Annotated in this window: 13 protein-coding genes; 10 read left to right on the top strand and 3 right to left on the bottom strand. The window is 41.5% G+C overall.

Annotation, left to right across the window (positions count from 1 at the left end; all coding sequences use genetic code 11):
- Positions 1-3 precede the first annotated feature (3 nt).
- The gene (locus B3E00_RS15860; protein ID WP_293880914.1) at positions 4-858 is read left to right on the top strand and encodes a UbiA-like polyprenyltransferase; all 855 of its coding nucleotides are present in this window, start codon (positions 4-6) and stop codon (positions 856-858) included.
- Positions 859-938: 80 nt separating this feature from the next.
- A complete protein-coding gene (locus B3E00_RS15855; RefSeq protein WP_293880912.1) occupies positions 939-2,615 on the top strand; it encodes a PNGase F N-terminal domain-containing protein in 1,677 nt (558 codons plus the stop codon).
- Between the two features lie 76 nt (positions 2,616-2,691).
- Here the strand turns inward: B3E00_RS15855 and B3E00_RS15850 are convergent, their stop codons facing one another.
- Entirely contained in the window at positions 2,692-3,150 is a 459-nt protein-coding gene (locus tag B3E00_RS15850) for an Lrp/AsnC family transcriptional regulator (protein ID WP_370877880.1), read from the bottom strand.
- Between the two features lie 159 nt (positions 3,151-3,309).
- On the opposite strand from B3E00_RS15850, the gene B3E00_RS15845 reads away from it, so the two are divergent.
- Positions 3,310-4,377, top strand: a complete 1,068-nt coding sequence (locus tag B3E00_RS15845) for a PLP-dependent cysteine synthase family protein (protein WP_293880910.1) — start codon at positions 3,310-3,312, stop codon at positions 4,375-4,377.
- Positions 4,378-4,478: 101 nt separating this feature from the next.
- Positions 4,479-6,158, top strand: coding sequence for a protein-disulfide reductase DsbD family protein (locus B3E00_RS15840; RefSeq protein ID WP_293880908.1), 1,680 nt, complete (start codon positions 4,479-4,481; stop codon positions 6,156-6,158).
- Positions 6,159-6,374: 216 nt separating this feature from the next.
- Here the strand turns inward: B3E00_RS15840 and B3E00_RS15835 are convergent, their stop codons facing one another.
- Both B3E00_RS15835 and B3E00_RS15830 read right to left on the bottom strand, forming a co-directional pair.
- Positions 6,375-8,972, bottom strand: coding sequence for a DUF5686 family protein (locus B3E00_RS15835; RefSeq protein ID WP_293880906.1), 2,598 nt, complete (start codon positions 8,970-8,972; stop codon positions 6,375-6,377).
- 301 nt (positions 8,973-9,273) lie between these two features.
- The gene (locus B3E00_RS15830) at positions 9,274-10,953 is read right to left on the bottom strand and encodes an RluA family pseudouridine synthase (protein WP_293939281.1); all 1,680 of its coding nucleotides are present in this window, start codon (positions 10,951-10,953) and stop codon (positions 9,274-9,276) included.
- Positions 10,954-11,156: 203 nt separating this feature from the next.
- Between B3E00_RS15830 and B3E00_RS15825 the strand changes: the two genes are divergently transcribed.
- From B3E00_RS15825 to B3E00_RS15800, 6 genes are all read left to right on the top strand, one after another.
- A complete protein-coding gene (locus B3E00_RS15825) occupies positions 11,157-11,630 on the top strand; it encodes a Dps family protein (protein ID WP_209575624.1) in 474 nt (157 codons plus the stop codon).
- Between the two features lie 148 nt (positions 11,631-11,778).
- Complete coding sequence (locus B3E00_RS15820) at positions 11,779-14,238, top strand: glycoside hydrolase family 31 protein (RefSeq protein ID WP_293939279.1); 2,460 nt, start codon at positions 11,779-11,781, stop codon at positions 14,236-14,238.
- Positions 14,239-14,240: 2 nt separating this feature from the next.
- Positions 14,241-16,199 (top strand): 1,4-alpha-glucan branching protein GlgB, encoded by a 1,959-nt coding sequence (gene glgB, locus B3E00_RS15815; protein ID WP_293880900.1) that lies wholly within the window; start codon positions 14,241-14,243, stop codon positions 16,197-16,199.
- Positions 16,200-16,347: 148 nt separating this feature from the next.
- The gene (locus tag B3E00_RS15810; RefSeq protein ID WP_293880898.1) at positions 16,348-17,760 is read left to right on the top strand and encodes a glycogen synthase; all 1,413 of its coding nucleotides are present in this window, start codon (positions 16,348-16,350) and stop codon (positions 17,758-17,760) included.
- Between the two features lie 6 nt (positions 17,761-17,766).
- Complete coding sequence (locus B3E00_RS15805; RefSeq protein ID WP_209575616.1) at positions 17,767-19,050, top strand: glucose-1-phosphate adenylyltransferase; 1,284 nt, start codon at positions 17,767-17,769, stop codon at positions 19,048-19,050.
- Positions 19,051-19,210: 160 nt separating this feature from the next.
- Entirely contained in the window at positions 19,211-19,972 is a 762-nt protein-coding gene (locus tag B3E00_RS15800) for a hypothetical protein (protein WP_293880896.1), read from the top strand.
- The last annotated feature ends 1 nt before the right edge of the window (position 19,973 follow it).

Raw genomic sequence — 19,973 nt, 5'->3', positions numbered from 1 at the left:
CGGATGAAAAAATATTTGTCTTTAGTTTTATTTGCCCACAGTGTATTCGCATTGCCATTTGCCTTTATAGGTTTTTTTTTAGCTCTGCATACAACGGAGTATGCTTTTTCGTGGAAATTATTAGTGCTGATGCTTGTATGCATGGTAACGGCTCGTAATGCCGCTATGGCATTCAATCGCTATCTGGATAGAGATATTGATGCGATAAATCCAAGGACAGCCATGCGTGATATTCCTGCAGGAAAGATTTCAGCGAGTAATGCATTGGTTTTTACGATTGTAAATAGTCTCATTTTTATCGGCGCGACGTATTTTATCAATTCTCTTTGTTTTATGCTGTCGCCGGTAGCACTTTTTGTGGTACTTTTCTATTCTTATACGAAGCGTATAACACCCTTATGTCACCTTGTTTTGGGGGCTGGACTGGGATTGGCGCCAATAGGCGCCTATATGGTGATTACCGGGCAGTTTGCAACAGTACCCGTGCTTTACGGCTTTGCAGTGTTGACCTGGGTGAGTGGATTTGATATTATATATGCTTTGCAGGATGAAGCGTTTGATCGGGAAAATCAGCTCAATTCTATACCTGTTTGGTTAGGGACGAAAGGTGCCATGCGCGTTTCTGAATGCCTGCACGTATTGTCCTTTATCTTTATTTTAATACCGGCATTTTTGATGCCCGTAGGCTGGATTTATTGTTTAGGGGTGGTCTTTTACGCCGCACTGCTCATCTATCAGCATACCTTGTTTTCTTCAACAGATTTAAGCCGGGTCAACCGTGATTTTATGACCACTAACGGCTATGCCTCGGTAATCTTTGCTCTGTTTTACCTCTTGGATATTTGGCTGATTAAATAAACGTTTTAGCATAAAATAAGAAAGGCTTTAGGAATTCCTAAAGCCTTTCTTATTTTTGCATCTAAACCCATATAGATGAAATGAAGAAAAGTTTCCTTTTTGCCGCTATTTTAGGTGTATCATTAACCTCACGGGCACAAAAGCTGCCGGCCTATGTAATTCAATATAACCAAAGTTTCAATGGAAATGCAGCTGCTAATCAGAATGCCATTCTGGTTTATGCAAACGAGAAAGAGACGTTTGTAAGTTCAGAGAAAGAAATGAAGGGACAGTTGGCGGCACCCTACGAACGTGTTGTAGTGCAGCGTGATGCGGGCAATTCCCTACTTAAAATTGCTAAACTCAAAGACGGATCAATCATCCTGACAAAAGATGCTCTTGCACTTGGAAAACAGCAGTTTAATGCAACCAACGAGACTAAAACCATCTTAGGCTACCCCTGTAAAAAAGTGGAAACGAGTATCAACTCTAATAAAATAGAAGTTTGGTATACCGACAAATTGGGAATAAAGGCTGCGCCTACGGAACTGGGTCAGGATCTTGGTTTGGTACTTGAAGTGATCCGCAACGGGAACACGCGCACCTTTGCAACCAAGGTAGAAAAGGTAAAGGCTCTTCCTGAACAACTGAGGTTAACAGGAAATGAGCAACTTTATGATGAGCTCACCTATAAGGATCTCATCTGGAAGAATCGTTTTGTTCAAATACCGATTTTTAGAAAGGAACGCGTACGTTTCGCTGATGATGTCAGGTCGGATTCTATCTTGCGTTTTGCTCATGGGACAGTTATTGTTAAAAAAGTGAAAATCCCAAAAATAAAGAGCGGTGACAATGTATTTGTACAGCTGGTGGAACAATCCAAAGGTGACGCTTACGATCGCACCGGGTCAGTTTTTATTATCCCGACCAATAAAGCACAGCACTTTTTGGATGGGATGAAAAATGGCATGGGCACACTGCCGAAGTATGAGAATGGAAATGGTAAGACTTATCAAGGTGTTGTGAAAACAGCTTCCTTTGAACCTATTGTGGAATTGATGCGTTTCTTTACACCCTTTGGTGTTAAGCAATTTAACTACCTTCAGTTAAAGGATAAAGTTTGGCAGGACTCGGTGCTGTACCGTCAAGATGTTTCTGAATTAGCAGGCATGCTGAGCGGACAGGAGGTTTATGTGGGTACCTTTATTGGTAATTATGATAAAGAGGGTCATGAAGTGAGTGTTGAGTTGACGATACATCCCGGCTTCGATGCCGCCTCACAGGGCAATCTGAAAAAGGCGATGCCTTTATTTACGACGACCAATGTCATGGAAATGGGAGGGCAGGAGTATGGATCTATGTTTGACAAGGAGAAGGGTTTGAAGGTATCTTTTCATTTGGACCAAGACGCTAAAAATGTGCAATTACGTTACATTACCACAGGGCATGGCGGCTGGGGTAAAGGTGATGAATTTGTGCCTAAGGAAAACCGTATTTTCCTCAACGATTCATTACTCTTCAAATATACACCTTGGCGCAACGACTGCGGGTCTTATCGGTTGTTTAATCCAGCTTCAGGCAATTTTGCTACCGGTCTGTCTTCCTCTGATCTGAGCCGTTCCAATTGGTGTCCTGGTACTGTCACACCGCCCATCTACATCGACTTGGGTGATTTAAAAGCTGGTGACTATACGATGCAGGTACAGATTCCACAAGGAGCTCCTGAAGGAACAAGTTTTAGCAGCTGGAATGTAACGGGTACCTTGCTATTCGATTAATCATTTTTTCATCGCTGTCATGTGCAACCGTATGATGATACATGACAGCGATATTGCCTCATTTTTATTACGTGGGTTAAAGAGGATAAGCGGTCTCGCTTTTAGTTTCCGATAATACAAAGTAGGTCTGTACGGTGTTCACTTGAGGTAATACGGCCAGACGATGTCGCAAAAAAATATGATAGGCATCCATATCTTTGGTGGCAATACGCAACATAAAGTCGTAAGAACCCGCCATTTGGTAGCATTCCATCACCTCGGGAAATTTAGCTACTTCTTTTTCGAATTCATTCAACACTTCAAATGTATGTGCTTTAAGAAAGACCTGAGAAAATGAAATCAGCCCAATACCGATCTTATGACGGTCTAAAATAGCCACCGTTTTCTTAATATAGCCTAAACGCTTGAGCTTTCGAACGCGTTCGTGAACGGCTGCAATAGATTTATTGAGTTCAAAAGATAGCGCTTTGTTGCTTAGTGATGCATCCTGCTGTAGGAGACGTAATAATTTTACATCGATTTCATCTAATTCCATAATCTGAATATTTTCGGTACTGCTGTAAAAATACACTATTGTTCCGTATTATTTACTGTTTTTAATGTTGTTTCACTTAATTTTTATCGAAATTAAAGTTATATATTGAATATTATCTTGTCAATAGTCAATTTTGCAACAGAATAATCATTTATTAAAATGGCTGAACAAGAATTATTAAGCGCGTGTTTGTCGCCTACATTGGACAAGAGATTCAAACATCTGTGGAGATTGGTAGGAAATACGCCTATGCTGGAATTGCAGTATACTTATCGAGGTAAACCAGGGCGAATTTTCGTAAAATGTGAGAACTACAATCTAACGGGCAGCATAAAGGATAGGATGGCGCTGTATATTTTGTATAAAGCGTATATGAATTGTCAGATCCGCCCCAGTGATGTGGTGATTGAAGCGACAAGTGGAAACACCGGGATTGCGTTTTCAGCAATCGGTAAAGCGCTTGGTCATCAAGTAAAGATTATTATGCCAAACTGGCTGAGCAAGGAGCGTACTGATATTATCCGCAGTATGGGAGCCGATATTCAACTGATAAGCAAAGAAGAAGGCGGCTTTTTGGGTAGTATCCATTTAAGTGAGGAACTTGCTTCAAAAGGTGGGGTTTTTCTGCCAAGACAATTCGAAAATCAATATAATGCTGAGGCGCATGAGAAAACCACAGGCTACGAGATTGTGAAGCAGTTAGAAGAGCAAGGCTTGGTGGCGGATGCTTTCGTTGCTGGTGTCGGTACGGGTGGTACGGTCATGGGGGTAGGCCGAAGCTTGAGAAAGGTCAATCCAAATGTCCGCGTTCATCCATTGGAACCTGCAGAAAGTCCGACATTAACCACAGGGCATAAGGTGGGATCGCATCGTATCCAAGGAATTTCCGATGAGTTTATTCCAGCGATTGTGGATTTAAATGAACTTGATGCTGTTGTTTGTGCCAATGATGGCGATGCCATTATCATGGCACAGAAATTATCGCGGCAATTGGGACTGGCTGTTGGAATCTCTTCAGGTGCAAATGTTATCGGAGCGATTAAATTACAGCGTGAACTGGGCGATGACGCGGTTGTAGTGACCCTGCTATGTGATGACAATAAAAAATACCTAAGTACTGATTTAGTGAAAGAGGAGCCTGTAAAAGAAGGATACCTTTCTACGGACATAGATTTTTCAGGTTTTCAACCTATTTGCAGATTGCCAAACCCGGTATTTGGTGCTTAAAAAAAGATTTAGTTTCATATGTTTATAGTTAACTCGGGGAGTCTCTAGCTCCTCGGGTTTCAATGTTGAAAAACCAATTTAATACCTAAGAATAATACAACATGAAAGTCAATTTCAAACTATTTATCCTCTTGTTGTTACTGATTGCGCCGTTTGGTATGTTTGCCCAGTCTGACACAACAAATTCGATGGAAGGAATCGAATTTACCGACGGCAGCATAAGTCCCGACTCCTTATCTTTTGAAGAATCGCCGGATACTGCTTCGGTCAAGGCTGATGTAAATAAGCCGACCACAGTGGCCGCTGCAGCAGCGACCAAGCCTGCAGCCGAAGGGAAAAAGTCGTTGTGGAGTATTTTCATAGCGGGACTAGTAGGCGGTTTTGCGGCGTTATTGATGCCGTGTATTTTTCCGATGCTGCCTTTGACGGTGAGTTACTTTACCAAACAGTCGGGAAGTCGTGCAAATGGCATCAGTAAAGCCCTATTATATGGATTGTTTATTATAGTGATCTATGTGGCTTTGGGGATGCTCATCACGATCTCATTCGGCTCAGATGCCCTCAATGCGCTTTCGACCGACGGTATCTTCAATTTCATCTTCTTTTTGTTATTGGTCGGGTTTGCGGCTTCTTTTTTTGGCGCATTTGAAATTACATTACCAAGTTCGTTTGTCAATAAAATGGATGCAAAATCAGACAAAGGTGGTTTAGTAGGCTTATTCTTTATGGCTTTCAGCTTATCACTGGTCTCATTTTCCTGTACGGGACCGATTATAGGCACACTGCTGGTGGAGGCAGCCTCCAAAGGCGAAAGGCTAGGGCCAGCGATTGGTATGCTGGGATTCTCTATTGCCTTGGCGATTCCGTTTGGTTTGTTCGCCATGTTTCCTTCTATGCTTAAATCTTTACCTAAATCGGGTGGGTGGTTGAACAGTGTAAAAGTGGTACTGGGATTTTTGGAACTCGCTTTAGCGTTGAAATTTTTATCCAATGTCGATTTAGCTTACCACTGGAATTGGTTGGATAGAGAGGTGTTTCTATCGCTTTGGATTGCTATCTTTGCGCTAATGGGCTTATATTTAATTGGTAAGATCAAATTCTCCCATGATAGTGATTTGAAATTCCTATCGGTTCCCCGGACTATTTTGGCTATTGTTGTATTTTCTTTTGTGGTGTATATGGTTCCAGGGTTGTGGGGTGCGCCTTTAAAATCGATTTCTGCTTTTTTACCACCATCGGCAACACAAGACTTTGATTTATCTTCGGGTGTAAGTACTGGGGCTGCGCATTCGGACGGGAAAATTAAAAAATATGCTGAAATCTTCCATGAAAGGGGTACCCCGAAAGGATTTGATCCGTATTACGATTATGAACAGGCATTAGCGACGGCTAAAGAATTAAATAAGCCTGTATTAATTGATTTTACGGGTTGGAACTGTGTTAATTGTCGTAAAATGGAAGCGAATGTTTGGACGGACAAAGCGGTAGCCAAATTGTTGAAGGAAGAGTTTGTTATGGCCGAACTTTTCGTTGACGATAAAACAGCATTGGCTGCAAACGAACAATTTGTTTCGAAATACAGTGGTAAAAAGATTAATACAATCGGTAAGAAGAACAGCGATTTTCAAGCAGCTACATTCGATAGTAATTCGCAACCGCTGTATGTAATTGTCGACCCAACGGGCAAAAAACTGGTGCCTCAAAGTGGAGCCAACTATAATGTAGCGGAGTATAAAGCTTTCCTTCAAAGTGGTTTAGATGCCTTTAAACAAAAAAACTAACCCTCCTCATATTCTAATTTTATCCTCCTTGTTGTCATAGGCAAGGGGGATTTTTTGTTGTTAATATTGACTAAAAAGTGGCTGGTTAGGGGCTATTCGAATGTGAAAATGGGGCGGTTCTGCTGGGTTGCGGTGATGTAAGCTTTGTTCAAAAAAAGAAGCCTTGTCCATTTGCATGGACAAGGCTTCTTTGTATCCAATAGATTATGGAAACTATTAGAAGTCAAATCTGACACGGGCACGAATTCCCCAAGCTGGTGCATCGACGTGATCAAGATAATTCAGCCGTTTTACGTAGTCTACACGCAATATTTTGAAAATGTTGGAGAGACCGATACTGGCTTCCATATACGGTTGTGAGCCGAAGGTGTAAGAGCTTTGTACACCATCCGAATTGTGCTGCCAGGTAAATACCTTTGAACCATAATTAGGGTCGTCAGGATTGTTTTCTTTGCGCAGTCCACCGTATACACCCTTGAAACTAAATACCTCGCGTAATTTAAGCTTTTTGATCAAAGGAATCTTATTTAAAAGAAAACCATTCATGTAGTACTGTACATTTAATGATGCGTTATGGTCACTGACAAACTCAAGGAAGTTCATCAGGTTATACGAATTCAATTGATAGGCATAAGTCTGGTTGGCGCGGTGAATAGTTAAGAAAGGGAATGGAATTTCTTTCCCTGCGATATAATTCCCCTCAGCTGTGACGTCTGCAAATCCAAACTGACTAAAATAGAAGCGCTTAAAGGCGCCAACATTGAAGTTGTGATAATTGTATTCACCTTTAGCCAGGCCTTTGATTCCCGCGGTATAGTTGAATGTAAAGATCGGGTATTGATTGAAAATAGGTGTTCTATAAATCTTTCCTTGATAAAACTCTTCATGAGGGGCATATCTAAAATTAACGGACAATTCTGTTGAATTCAATTCGTTAAATAACCTGCTCTCGTTATTGGCATCAATCATTTGGTAGGTTAAGCTTCCGGCTGGCGTTTGTCTGTTAATATTGAAAGCCGCTCCGACCGCCACGTGATTTAAAAATTCTTTTTTGTACTCTAAACCATAATTTGTCTCATAGATATATCGATCATTATCCCCACGTTTGAAAGACAGTAAAAAGTTGTCTTCCTGAATAAACTCGAGCTTTTGCCCAGGAATCTTAGTGTCTTTTTTATAAGATGCCCTGATGTAGTGCATAGGAAAAGAATAGACAGATTTGTTATTGAACGCATAGGTTCCACTGAAAAAATATTTCCATTTCTGGTCTTTAAATCCGTAAGCAGCATAAGTTTCAGCATAGAAACGCTTGCTCAGCGCTTCCGTGGTACGGCCACCGACACGCAAACGGAAACCTTCTACGGGATTAAAACTATAGAACGTATTCACAGGACCGATTTCAACCGGACCAGCCTGTTTGTAACCGGAAAGTACCAGCGCGGCGATGTCCATGAATGTACGGAATGAAGGAATCTTTTGTAAGGTATCAATGTTATGATAGATGTTCAATTCGTTTTGCGCAAGGGCAAGTGGGCGCTGTGTTTCAAATAAAGTCTTTGTTGCTTTCTTGTTTTCAACATTATAGGCGATTACCGTTGACGGACCATCATAGATACTGTCGGGTTGTTGTATGCCTACTTTATAATTGTTGTAATCCACTGTCCGGCTGCCGCGGATTCCCATACCTTTCTCCGTTAACGAAAAATCGATACCCAGCGTACTTGTTTTTAGGTAGAAGCGGCTTTTGCTATCTTTCTCAAATTTAAGTTGTATCTGAAGATCACGCACGAAATTTAAGTTGATATCATCAGCAACCGTCATGTTGGCGCCCTGAACGGCATAGTTGCCATCCAATGTGACATAGAGTTGGCCTTTGAACAACATATCTGCTTTGTTGCGTGGAAAAAAGCTTAATTCGACTACCCAAGGTTGTACAGTCTTTATGGTATCCGTAATGAAAAACTTATAAAAAGTGGGTGCTGAATTGGCAATCGGACTCAAAAACTGATTAGTAACCAGGGAGATGTTGTTATCATAAATATCGACTTGTTCATAAAGTTTATTGAAGTAAGCTGTCAAACCATCGTTATCAATAAATTTAGGATCAAATTGTGCGCGCTGATCCCCAAGGATATACTGTTTAGTTTTGCTTGGGTCTTTACGATAATAGACCTTTGAGATCTTTTCCTCGATGAAAGCTGGCAAGACATATTTGTTGGCCGTTTTAGCCGAATCGTCTGTTTCGAAAAGAAATTGATAGTTTTTGAAGATCTTTTTATTGACAAATTTTTCCGAAAGATTACTTAATCCTAAGGACATTTTTTCATACTGGTCGTATTGCGCATATTGCTGACCTGCAAGTCTATTTTTTTCCTTATTCTCAATGACTTTTCGGATCAGTGCAACGGCAGGATTATCTTTATTGCTATATTTTTTCTTTTTGGCCTTGACAACAACTTCTTCCAGCATATTGTCCTGCTGATCCATTAAAATTTCTTTTGTTTGCGTTGCATCATTCGTTACAAAAGCGTCTTTGCTGTCATAACCGATATAGCTTGCTCTAATTTTTACATAAGATGTCGGAAAGACGAGTTTAAATTCACCATTGGCGTTGGTCGATGTCGTGGTTCCGGCAGAAGCTGGAGCACCTACTACAGCGACGGTGGCGTAAGGTATAGGGCTCTTGGTCTTTGCGTCTCTAACGATACCCGTAACAGTCTTATTTTGGGCAAGGGCCAAAGATACCGTTAGCACGAGTGTTATCGAAAAAAAGAATTTAGTTATGAAGGTCTTTGCGTCTATGTTAGCTCTCATTATATTGCTATAATCTTGAAAATTCAAAATTGTTTTCTTGTTCCAACTTTATTTTTGACTTTATAGGTATTAAAATCAAAAAATCAGTGAACAAAGGAAATAAAAAATTAAGAATAATTAAAATTTTATTGTAATATAATAGCAGTAACCAGTTGCGTACTTTTTTGATGTAAAATATTGTTTACTAAATGTTTATATCAAATTATTGATTTAGGGTACTAATTTTAATACTAGATTTTGACTTGGCGATGATTTTCCGCCGTCTTATTTATTGACTTTTGTAACGATATAGTCAGTCCTATCAAAAATCTGGGTCAATTTCGAAGGTCATTTCTTGCTTTGAACTGGGGTGAATAAAAGTAATGGAAGCGGCGTGTAAATGTAGTCTATTGGCTTTTCTGCCATATAGATCGTCGCCGACAATAGGCGTGTTTAATCCCTTTGGGTGCACTGCATGCATGCGAAGTTGGTGGGTTCGGCCTGTCAGCGGATAGAATCTAACTCTTGTCTGATTATTTTCGACGGCCATTTTTTCCCATTTTGTCTGTGCCGGTTTGCCGTAGGTATAGCAGACCATTTGTCGGGGCCTATCCTCTAAGTCAACGCGCAGGGGTAGATCGATTAAACCCGAATTCGCTTCGATAATGCCATCGAGCAAAGCAATATATGTTTTCTTGATGGTGTGCTGTATAAATTGATCTTGAATGAATTTATGGGACGCTTTGTTTTTGGCAACAATCAGCAGGCCGGATGTGGACATATCCAAGCGGTGGATAATAATCGGACCTGCTTCAGGATAGCGTTGGAGAACGCGATTGTAGACTGAATCCTTAACATATATGCCAGGTACAGACAGAAATTCTGCGGGTTTATTGATAATGATGATATCTTCATCTTCGTAAATTTGAGGAAGTTCTATCGCCAATGTAGTTTCCTGCTGCATGGGATTAGGGTCTACGACCAAGCCTTCGAGCATATATCCTAAAATTGGTTCACATTTTTTGCGGCAGGCAGGGTAGTAGTTTTTGTGTCTCCGTATTTCGGAGGCAGGGGAACAGCCCCACCAAAATTCGGCTAAGGCGACCGGTGTCATCTTGTTTTCATAGGCATATTGCAAAAGCTTAGGCGCGGCACATTCTCCGGACCCAGCTGGGGGCGTTGTGTTGTCAAAATCTTGGAACACATCTACTACATTTTTGCATTGTCCTTTTGCATTGCGAAAATTATATTGTTCAAAAAGTTGCTTTTGAAGGTTGCCCGAGCGTATTTTTCGCTCTTCTTTAAGCGATGTAATCGTCGATAGCAATTCTTGCAGGTGATCGCTTTCCTGTTTCATGGCGATATGCATTTCATACTGAAAGCGCTGAAGCTGTTGTTTGTCTTTTAAACTCTGGCGCTGCATATCTTCCATGAGTAATGCATAATCTGCATCCGATAAGCTGGACTTTAATAGCGTACGTGTTTCCTTTCGATTCTTCTTTTGCGCCTTCAATTTTAATTTAAGTGCGTCAAGTGACTCCCCCCATTCACTTTTTAACAGGTCGAGGTTACGCTTGGCATTTTCCAGCTCGGCACTTGTTTCGAGGTTTTCAATTTTTCGGTTCAGCGCATTAAGATGTACTTCTTCGTTTAGAAAAAAGCTATTATCTTCGAGCATATCGAAAATTGGCGGTACAAAATGCTGATTTTTATTGCTTCCCGCCAACTTACCGGAAACAGCGGCGAGATAACCAAGTTCTTCGTCCTGGTTTTTAACCACCAAAACGCCAAACATTTTTCCAATGGGAAGTCCCTCTCCAGTGCTATCCAAGCCAAAATTGTGTGTCCATTCGTTCTGCTTTTCAATGTAATGTTGAAGTTCTTGTGCCGCCATTGCGGCAAGAGGGTGTGGCTCATAACAAAACGGAAAGGTAAATCGTGCCGGAAGTTCAATTGTTGAAATATCCTGTTTGAATGTGTGAAAATAAGTGTTGTCTTCCATTTGGTCTGGGGCGTTTCCTCAAAATAAATATGTCGGCAAAAATACAACATTATGTCTTAAATAATTGCTTGATCGTTTTTTTATGTCAACAGGGGATGCGATAATTTGTTCAAATTTGGCGCCTGTATTTTTTGTTTTTATCGCATTGTTTCGGTAAATTTAATCAAGCAATTAAAACATATAGTTAACAAAAAAAATACAGAATGAAAACTTCAATTGGAATTAAAGATGCCGACTTGAAAAAAGTCGCCAAGTTGCTAAATGTGCTTTTGGCAGATGAACATGTTGTCTATATGAAGACACGTAATGCGCATTGGAATGTGGAGGGCGCGGATTTTCATGCTGCTCATCTATTTTTGGAATCGCAATACGATGAACTTGCTGAAGTAATCGATGAGGTTGCAGAGCGTGTGCGCACACTGGGGCATTATGCCGTTGGCACCTTTGACAAATATTTAAAGTTGACCCGTTTAACGGAGTCTACTTCCGAAAAGACAGATAGCCTTTCCTATTATAAGGAACTGTTAGCTGATCATGAAGCAATTGCGATGTCGATTCGTGCTGATCTTGCGGCAGTTGAACAGACCGCAGACAATGGTACGGAGGACTTTTTGGTTGGTTTGCTGGAAAAGCATGAAAAAATGGCTTGGATGCTGCGTGCACATTTTGTGAAATAGGCTGTAGTTACTTTACTACAATTCGTATAAAAAATCCTGCTAACAAGAAATTGGCGGGATTTTTTTTGTGTTTTGTTGTCGACACAGGATTAATTTTCTATCTTAAAGAGGAATTAAGCCTTCAGAAACTTTTTAATATATTACAACTATGCTTGAAGACGACAACCTAAATCAAACCACACTACATGAGGAGGAAAATGATGGTACTTTGGAGAGTATGCATCATGTGAATAATCCAGTATTGGATCTACCTAAAATTGAGAAAAAATACCTAGAAACCATAGTTGACCATAGTCAGAATGATAAATCTTATTATTTTTCCGACAGCAAAGCGAAGGTAGAAATTAAAATTGTAACTGACGAGATCGTACGGGTACGGCTCGCGCCTGAAGGAACTTTTTTGGAAGACTTCTCTTACGCATTAGCCAAAAAAGATCATCGTGTAAGCATACACCAATGTAAGGAAGAGACAGACCATTATTTAGTCCACACGAACACCATTTCCTGTAAGATCAATAAAAGCGACTTTTTAATTTCTTTTTCAGATCGTTCCGGTAAGCTGTTTAACGCCGATCTGGCACCAATGCATTGGGAGGAAAACCCAGATTTTGGCGGCTACTATGTATATAGTACCAAAGTGGCCTTTGCAAATGAAGCTTTTTATGGTCTAGGTGATAAGGCCACCAAATTGAATCTGAGAGGTAAAAGACTTAAAAACTGGAATTCAGATACTTATGCTTTTGCTTACGATCAGGACCCACTTTATAAAACTATTCCGTTTTATATTGGTTTAAAAGATGGGGAAGCTTACGGAATATTTTTTGACAATACGTTTAAAACATATTTTGATTTTGCTGCCGAAGACCCGGGGAAAACGAGCTTTTGGTCGGAAGGTGGAGAGCTGCAGTACTATTATATCCATGGTCCGCGTATCATTGATGTTATCCGTCGTTACCATACATTGACTGGCACACATTATCTGCCACCATTATGGGCAATCGGCTATCATCAGTGTCGCTGGAGTTACTATCCAGAAGCCAATGTGCGTAAGGTCGCTAAAGAATTTAGAAAGCGGCAGATTCCATGTGACGCCATTTATCTTGATATCGACTATATGGAAGGCTATCGCTGTTTTACATGGAATAAACAGTATTTTCCAAATCCAAAAACTATGATTAGTGATTTGGCAAATGATGGGTTTAAAACCGTAGTGATGATCGATCCAGGAATTAAAGTCGATGAGAACTATTGGGTGTTCAGAGAAGGGAAGGAGAACCGGTATTTCTGTCGCCGAGGAGATGATTATTTTATGGAAGGATTTGTTTGGCCAGGACGCTGTCAATTTCCTGATTTTACCAATCCGGAGGTTCGGCAATGGTGGGGTACATTGTATCAGGGTCTTGTGGAAGATGGTGTTGCAGGTTTCTGGAACGATATGAATGAACCGGCTGTATTTGGTCGGGGAACATTTCCAGATGACGTACGCCATCAATACGACGGCCATCGGGGGTCGCATCGTAAAGCACATAATATTTATGGTATGCAGATGGTGCGCGCAACGTATGATGGTTTAAAGAAATTGTATAAAAACAAGCGCCCATTTACCATTACCCGAGCAGCTTATGCTGGTACACAGCGTTATTCTTCGGTTTGGACAGGTGATAATCTGGCTAGTTGGGAACACCTCAAATTAGGAACCTTACAGTTGCAGCGATTGTCAACTTCCGGAATGTCCTTTTGTGGGACGGATATTGGTGGATTCACAGGCGAACCAGACGGAGAATTGTTTACTCGATGGATGCAATTTGGTGTTTTCTCACCGTTTATGCGTGTGCATTCCGCTGGCGATACGCGGGATCGCGAGCCGTGGAGTTTTGGAGAGGACTGGGAGCAGATTAACCGGAAATTTATTGAACTCCGTTACCAGCTGTTGCCGTATATCTATACCTGTTTTTGGGAGCAGACCAAATATGGTTATCCAATACTCCGTCCAATTTCTATGGTTGAGCAACATATACCAACAAACTGGCAGCGTGAAGAAGAATTCTGTTTTGGAGATAAAATATTGGTATCCCCGGTCTTGCAGCCGGGACAAAAGAGTAAAATTGTCTATTTGCCGAAAGGTTGTTGGTACTATTATTTCAACAACGAAATCTATGCCGGAGGTAAAGAACATACAGTCGCTACGCCGATCGACGAAATGCCGATCTTCATTCGTGGGGGATCTGTGATTCCGGAATATCCAGTGATGCAATATACTGGTGAAAAGAAAATTGAAGAGCTGCAGCTCAATGTTTACTTCGCTGATGGTTTGATGCGTTCGTATGTGTATTCAGACCACGGCGACACCTTTGCTTATGAGCAGGATATTTATCTCGAAAAATGCTTTACGGTATCCGGACTCAACGATTCTTTATCGATCAAGCAAACCAGAGATGGTTTGTTTACCGAACGGTACGAAGAATATAAATTACAGTTAATTGGCTTGCCATTCCGTATTAAGAAAGTTAAGACGGATGGAATAGACACAAAAGTACAACAAGATGAAAAGGGGCGATATTGGATTAATGTCGCACGTGAATTTGATAATATATTGATAGAAGGTTAAACATGGCCAATGAAGTAATTCCGCATAGTCTATTTTCTGAATTTGATGTCGCCTTATTCCAGTCGGGTAAGCACTTTAAATTATACGAAAAGTTCGGTTCACATGAACTGGAAGTCAACGGTGAGAAAGGCGTTTATTTTGCGGTTTGGGCTCCAAATGCAAAATCTGTTGCTGTCTCCGGCGACTTTAATTCTTGGAATAAAGAGCGTGATGCGCTTTATGTGCGCTGGGACGGCAGCGGAATATGGGAGGGATTTATTCCTGGCCTAGCTAATGGTGAGGCATACAAGTATGTTATTCAGACCTATTTGGGCGAACAGCTTGAAAAAGGCGATCCATTTGCATTTAAATGGGAAGTTGCACCCAGGACTGCGTCGCTGGTACATTCGACTTGGTACGCGTGGCAAGACAAGCAATGGATGCAGGAGCGCGTCATTAAAAACAGATTGGATCAACCGTGGTCTGTCTACGAAGTACATTTAGGATCTTGGGTGCGCGATCCGGAAAGTCCTGAGACTTTGCTGAATTACCGGGAAATAGCCGTGCAGCTTGTTTCTTATGTCAAGGAGATGAATTTTACGCACGTGGAATTTATGCCACTGATGGAACATCCCTATTATCCTTCCTGGGGATATCAGATCACAGGATATTTCGCGGCAAGCTCGCGTTATGGCTCGGCGCAGGACCTGATGTATTTGATTGAAGAGCTTCATGCAGCAGGTATAGGGGTGTTGTTGGATTGGGTGCCTTCTCATTTTCCGGGTGATGCTCACGGTCTTTATCGATTTGATGGCAGCAGTCTATATGAACACGAAGATCCAAGGAAAGGCTTTCATCCTGACTGGCAATCCTATATCTTCAATTATGGCCGCAATGAGGTAAGGTCTTTTTTGATCAGTAACGCATTTTACTGGCTGGATCGTTTTCATATTGATGGCCTTCGGGTAGATGCTGTTGCGTCTATGTTGTATCTGGATTATAGCCGAAATGCGGGAGAATGGATTCCCAATGAATATGGTGGCAATGAAAATTTAGAAGCGGTACAATTTTTAAAAGAGCTAAACGAGGCGGTATATAGTAATTTTCCACATGTGCAGACAATCGCTGAAGAATCTACTTCTTGGCCTGGGGTGAGCAGGCCTACTTATGCGGATGGCCTAGGTTTTGGTATGAAGTGGATGATGGGGTGGATGCACGACACGTTGGATTATTTTAAGGAGGATCCGATTAATCGTCAATATCATCACGACCGCCTGACTTTCGCAACTGTCTATGCTTTCCACGAAAATTTTATGCTTCCGTTGTCGCATGATGAGGTGGTGTATGGAAAGCATTCGCTGATTTATAAAATGCCCGGGGATGAATGGCAGAAATTTGCCAATCTCCGCACATTGTATCTCTTCATGTATACTTTTTCAGGAACAAAATTATTGTTTATGGGGGGTGAATTTGGACAGACGGCAGAGTGGAACGTTAATAAATCGCTGGATTGGCATCTTTTGGACTATGCTCCGCATCAGGGCATGAAACAATTTGTAGCAGAGCTGAACTCCTTATATAAGGGGCAACCGAGCCTTTATCAAAAAGCTTTTGAAGCATCAGGCTTCGATTGGATAGATGCAGGCGACCGTGAAAATTCAGTCGTGGTCTATTGGCGCAAGGGATTTGATGCGTGGGATGATACAGTCGTTGTGCTGAACCTAACACCCGTTGTTCGCGAGCATTTTCGCATAGGTCTGCCTTATGCTGGAGAATGGGAAGTGGTTTTCAATTCTGACGACTTGATCTATTTCGGCTCAGGAATTCATCAGCCAAATATTCATACTGAACACCTGCATTGGATGAATCAGATACAGTCTGCTCAAGTTCATTTGCCGCCATTAGGTGGTTATGTTCTTCAAAGGAAGAAAGAACTAAAGGGTGTCAATTCGGCGGAAGAAAAGGCTGTTAGCGCTGTTTAGCACAGCGCGCAAAAAATTATGTAATGGAATAAGTGTAGATTTAGATGAGAACTTGGTATTGATTTTCAGGTTCGTTATAATGCGTTGTTACAACTAATAGGAAGGCAGCTTTTTGCCTTTAACACAGATAAAATATGGACTTATTCTAATGAAAGTTTTTCACTTAAGTGTAGAATGTTATCCCGTGGCCAAAGTTGGCGGGCTTGCGGATGTCGTAGGGGCGCTGCCCAAGTATCAGGCCAAACTTGGTTGGGAAGCAGCTGTCGTTATGCCTTGGTATGACCGCCCGTTTGTTCGGGATAACGCTTTTACGGTTGTTCACGAGGGTTCTTTTTATCAAGGATCCAAATTGTTGAACTATGCTGTTTACAAGCAGGCGGAGGATATACTGGGTTTTGAACTCTATTTAATCAAGATTCCAGGCAAACTCGATCGTCAGGAAGTGTATTGCTATGCGGATGAGGGTGAGCAATTTATGGCGTTTCAGCATGCGGTATTAAGCTGGTTTAAGGCAAAAGCTATACGGCCTGATATCGTGCATTGTCATGATCATCATGTCGGCTTAATACCTTTTTTGATGAAATATAGCCATGACTACATTCATCTCGCCGATGTAAAAACTGTGGCTACTGTACATAATGGGCAATACCAAGGTTGGACTCCGTGGAACAAGGCAGTTCTATTACCTGCTTACGATAGCTGGAAATGGGGGCTGTTGGATTGGGATGGTTTAATTAACCCACTTGCCGCGCTGATCAAATGTTGCGATGCGTATACGACAGTATCTGAAGGGTATCTGGAAGAGCTTTATGTAGAAGCAAATGGTTTGCAGCAGCTTTTTTATGATGAGCGGGATAAATCGGTCGGAATTGTCAATGGTATCGACTGGGAGATATGGGATCCTTCGACTGACTATACGCTAATCGCGAATTATGATGCCAAGCAAGCTTTTGCGGGTAAATTGAAAAATAAAGAGGCCTTGGCAACGCAATATAAAATCGATCCAAAGTTGCCATTGCTCGTTTTTATTGGTCGCTTTGCCACTGAAAAGGGTGCTGATTTACTGCCGGATATAATTTTGGAATTAACAGCCAAATATCGAGGTAGATTAGGTATATTTATACTAGGTGCCGGAGATCCTGCGATCCAGTCGCGTGTGAAATTGCTCGTTGATGCTGGCGTAGAAAATTTGGACGTGTTCTTTGGTTATGATGAAAACCTGGCACATTGGCTGTACGCGAGTGCGGACTTTCTTTTAATGCCTTCCCGGGTGGAACCTTGCGGGCTTAACCAGCTCTATGCTATGAAATATGGCACATTGCCGGTTGTGCATCGCGTGGGCGGACTAAGAGATACTGTAATTGATCTTGATAACGACGGTTATGGTGTTGGTTTTGACGGTCTGACAATACCTGTAATTACGGAAGCTATTATTCGTGCTACCACTTTTTACGCAAGCAAAAAGCAGTTTGAAGAGAATCAACGTAAAATGATGCGCTTGGATTTTTCTTGGGATAAATCTGCTGCAAAATATATAAGTCTATATAACCAAATAATGTAATTTGATATGTCACGTCACAATGTAGTAGCTATCGTCTTGGGCGGGGGAAGGGGCTCACGTCTGTATCCATTGACCGATCAGCGGTCTAAACCAGCAGTTCCCATTGCAGGGAAATATCGTTTGGTGGACATTCCCATCTCGAATTGTCTTAATTCGGGTTTCAATAAGATTTTTGTATTGACTCAGTTCAATTCTTCATCGCTCAACTCTCATATTAAAAACACCTATAACTTTAGTATTTTTAGTAAGGGGTTTGTCGATATTTTGGCTGCAGAGCAGACCAATGATGGTGACAAATGGTTTGAAGGGACAGCCGATGCCGTACGTCGCTCGTTCCGCAAGTTGGCGAGCATTGATTATGATTATATATTGATCTTATCCGGCGATCAGTTGTACCAAATGGATTTTGATGCCTTGGTAGACTTCCACGTCGAAAATGAGGGTGATCTGACGATTGCGACCATTCCTGTGAATGGAAAAGACGCGACGGGCTTTGGGATTCTGAAATCGGATGAAAAAAATCACATTACTTCTTTTATCGAAAAACCGAAGACGGAGCAATTGGTGGATTGGAATTCCGAAGTGAGCGATCATTTAAAGCGTGAAGGGAGAGAATACCTGGCGTCCATGGGGATCTATGTTTTTTCTAAGAGCGTGCTCAAGCGTATGCTCGAGGAAAATGAGGGGATGGATTTTGGTAAAGAAATTATTCCGGATGCGATCGAAACCCATAGGGTGCTGAGTTACCAATTTGAGGGCTATTGGACTGATATTGGAACAATAGGGTCTTTCTATGAAGCGAATATTGGTCTGACCGATAATATCCCAGCCTTTAACCTATTTGACAAAAATACGGTTTTCACGCGTCCGCGGATGTTACCACCATCAAAAATCTCCGGAACAACATTAATCAATTCGGTTATTTCCGATGGATGTATTATTCAGGCCGATAAGATCGACCGCTCGGTGGTTGGCGTTCGTTCGCGTATCGGGACAGGATCTGTGGTGCGAGGCACCTATATGATGGGATCCGATTATTATGAGGATCTTGTTGATATGGAGGAGGCCAAGCGGAAAAATGTTCCCGTAGTAGGTGTCGGTGAGCGGTGTTATATCGAAAATGCGATTCTCGATAAGAACTGCCGTATTGGCAATGATGTGCGTATTAACGGCGGCCCGCATCTTTTAAATGCTAACCACGCCACTTATACCATTTGTGATGGGATCGTGGTCGTCAAGAAGAATGCGGTTATTCCAAATGGTACGACGATAGGATTGACGTCCATTTAAATTTTATTGTACAAGGGAGATAATTTAGTTGTATCATTTTATGTTATACTTATACACGTCTCTTAAAAGTAATCACCCGGACACAATTTACCTCTAGTGGAAAATAATGTGACATGGTACTGTCTTTGCTGTTAAGGAACATATAATATCATAAAATAGTATGCGATTTAGACAGATAATCTCCCTTTTTTTTGTGTTGTTCACCCTGGTCAACTGCGATACGTCTTTGATGGTGCAGGGGACTGGCGTATTGCGCGATGCAGCGCGTAAATTTGAGCTTCGAAATGGCAATAGGACGTTGATTTATATTCCGATGCGGCATTTGGGCACACGGGTATACTATGATCATATTCAAAACACCGTCGATTCTCTTCAAAAATCAGGATATGTCGTTTTTTACGAAAGTATAGCCTACCAGGTAGATAGCGCTGCGCAACGTGATCTTTATGACCGCAAGTTCAGAAAGCTGACGGGCAATCGGCTCGGATTGCAGCAATGCATTGAAACACCTGGAGATACTTCAAGAGTACTCCGGGCGCCCATGTACCGTAAGCTGGGGCAGCGAATTATTAGTCAGCCCGATTATTCGTTTTTCCGCGTAGATTATGAGACAGCCGTGAATGCCGATATTCCCAAAAATAAATTGCTTGACGAGTTTGAATACCTGTATGGTACCATCAATCTGGATGCATGTGATTTTAAAACGCCATTGAATGAGCCTTATTCCTGTAAGCCCATGAAGACAGCGTTAAAAAATAAATTTGATAAAGAATTTATCATGAAAAAAAGGGAAGAGAATCTTGCGTCTTTAGTGGCTGATGCTCCGCAGCAAAAGATTTTAATCTTATTTGGAACCTCACATTTTAAAGGCTTTTTGCGTAATTTGCAGGCTCGGGATCCCAAATGGATACAGATCAAATAGT

Source organism: Sphingobacterium sp. UBA5996 (genome assembly GCF_002429765.1).
Classification (GTDB): domain Bacteria; phylum Bacteroidota; class Bacteroidia; order Sphingobacteriales; family Sphingobacteriaceae; genus Sphingobacterium.
This window is presented reverse-complemented; position numbering and strand designations above follow the sequence as displayed.

Excerpts from the sequence above, each read along its gene's own strand:
- B3E00_RS15860 (WP_293880914.1), top strand. The coding sequence starts at position 4 with ATGAAAAAATATTTGTCTTTAGTTTTATTTGCCCACAGTGTATTCGCA.
- B3E00_RS15855 (WP_293880912.1), top strand. The coding sequence starts at position 939 with ATGAAGAAAAGTTTCCTTTTTGCCGCTATTTTAGGTGTATCATTAACC.
- B3E00_RS15850 (WP_370877880.1), bottom strand. The coding sequence starts at position 3,150 with ATGGAATTAGATGAAATCGATGTAAAATTATTACGTCTCCTACAGCAG.
- B3E00_RS15845 (WP_293880910.1), top strand. The coding sequence starts at position 3,310 with ATGGCTGAACAAGAATTATTAAGCGCGTGTTTGTCGCCTACATTGGAC.
- B3E00_RS15840 (WP_293880908.1), top strand. The coding sequence starts at position 4,479 with ATGAAAGTCAATTTCAAACTATTTATCCTCTTGTTGTTACTGATTGCG.
- B3E00_RS15835 (WP_293880906.1), bottom strand. The coding sequence starts at position 8,972 with ATGAGAGCTAACATAGACGCAAAGACCTTCATAACTAAATTCTTTTTT.
- B3E00_RS15830 (WP_293939281.1), bottom strand. The coding sequence starts at position 10,953 with ATGGAAGACAACACTTATTTTCACACATTCAAACAGGATATTTCAACA.
- B3E00_RS15825 (WP_209575624.1), top strand. The coding sequence starts at position 11,157 with ATGAAAACTTCAATTGGAATTAAAGATGCCGACTTGAAAAAAGTCGCC.
- B3E00_RS15820 (WP_293939279.1), top strand. The coding sequence starts at position 11,779 with ATGCTTGAAGACGACAACCTAAATCAAACCACACTACATGAGGAGGAA.
- glgB (WP_293880900.1), top strand. The coding sequence starts at position 14,241 with ATGGCCAATGAAGTAATTCCGCATAGTCTATTTTCTGAATTTGATGTC.
- B3E00_RS15810 (WP_293880898.1), top strand. The coding sequence starts at position 16,348 with ATGAAAGTTTTTCACTTAAGTGTAGAATGTTATCCCGTGGCCAAAGTT.
- B3E00_RS15805 (WP_209575616.1), top strand. The coding sequence starts at position 17,767 with ATGTCACGTCACAATGTAGTAGCTATCGTCTTGGGCGGGGGAAGGGGC.
- B3E00_RS15800 (WP_293880896.1), top strand. The coding sequence starts at position 19,211 with ATGCGATTTAGACAGATAATCTCCCTTTTTTTTGTGTTGTTCACCCTG.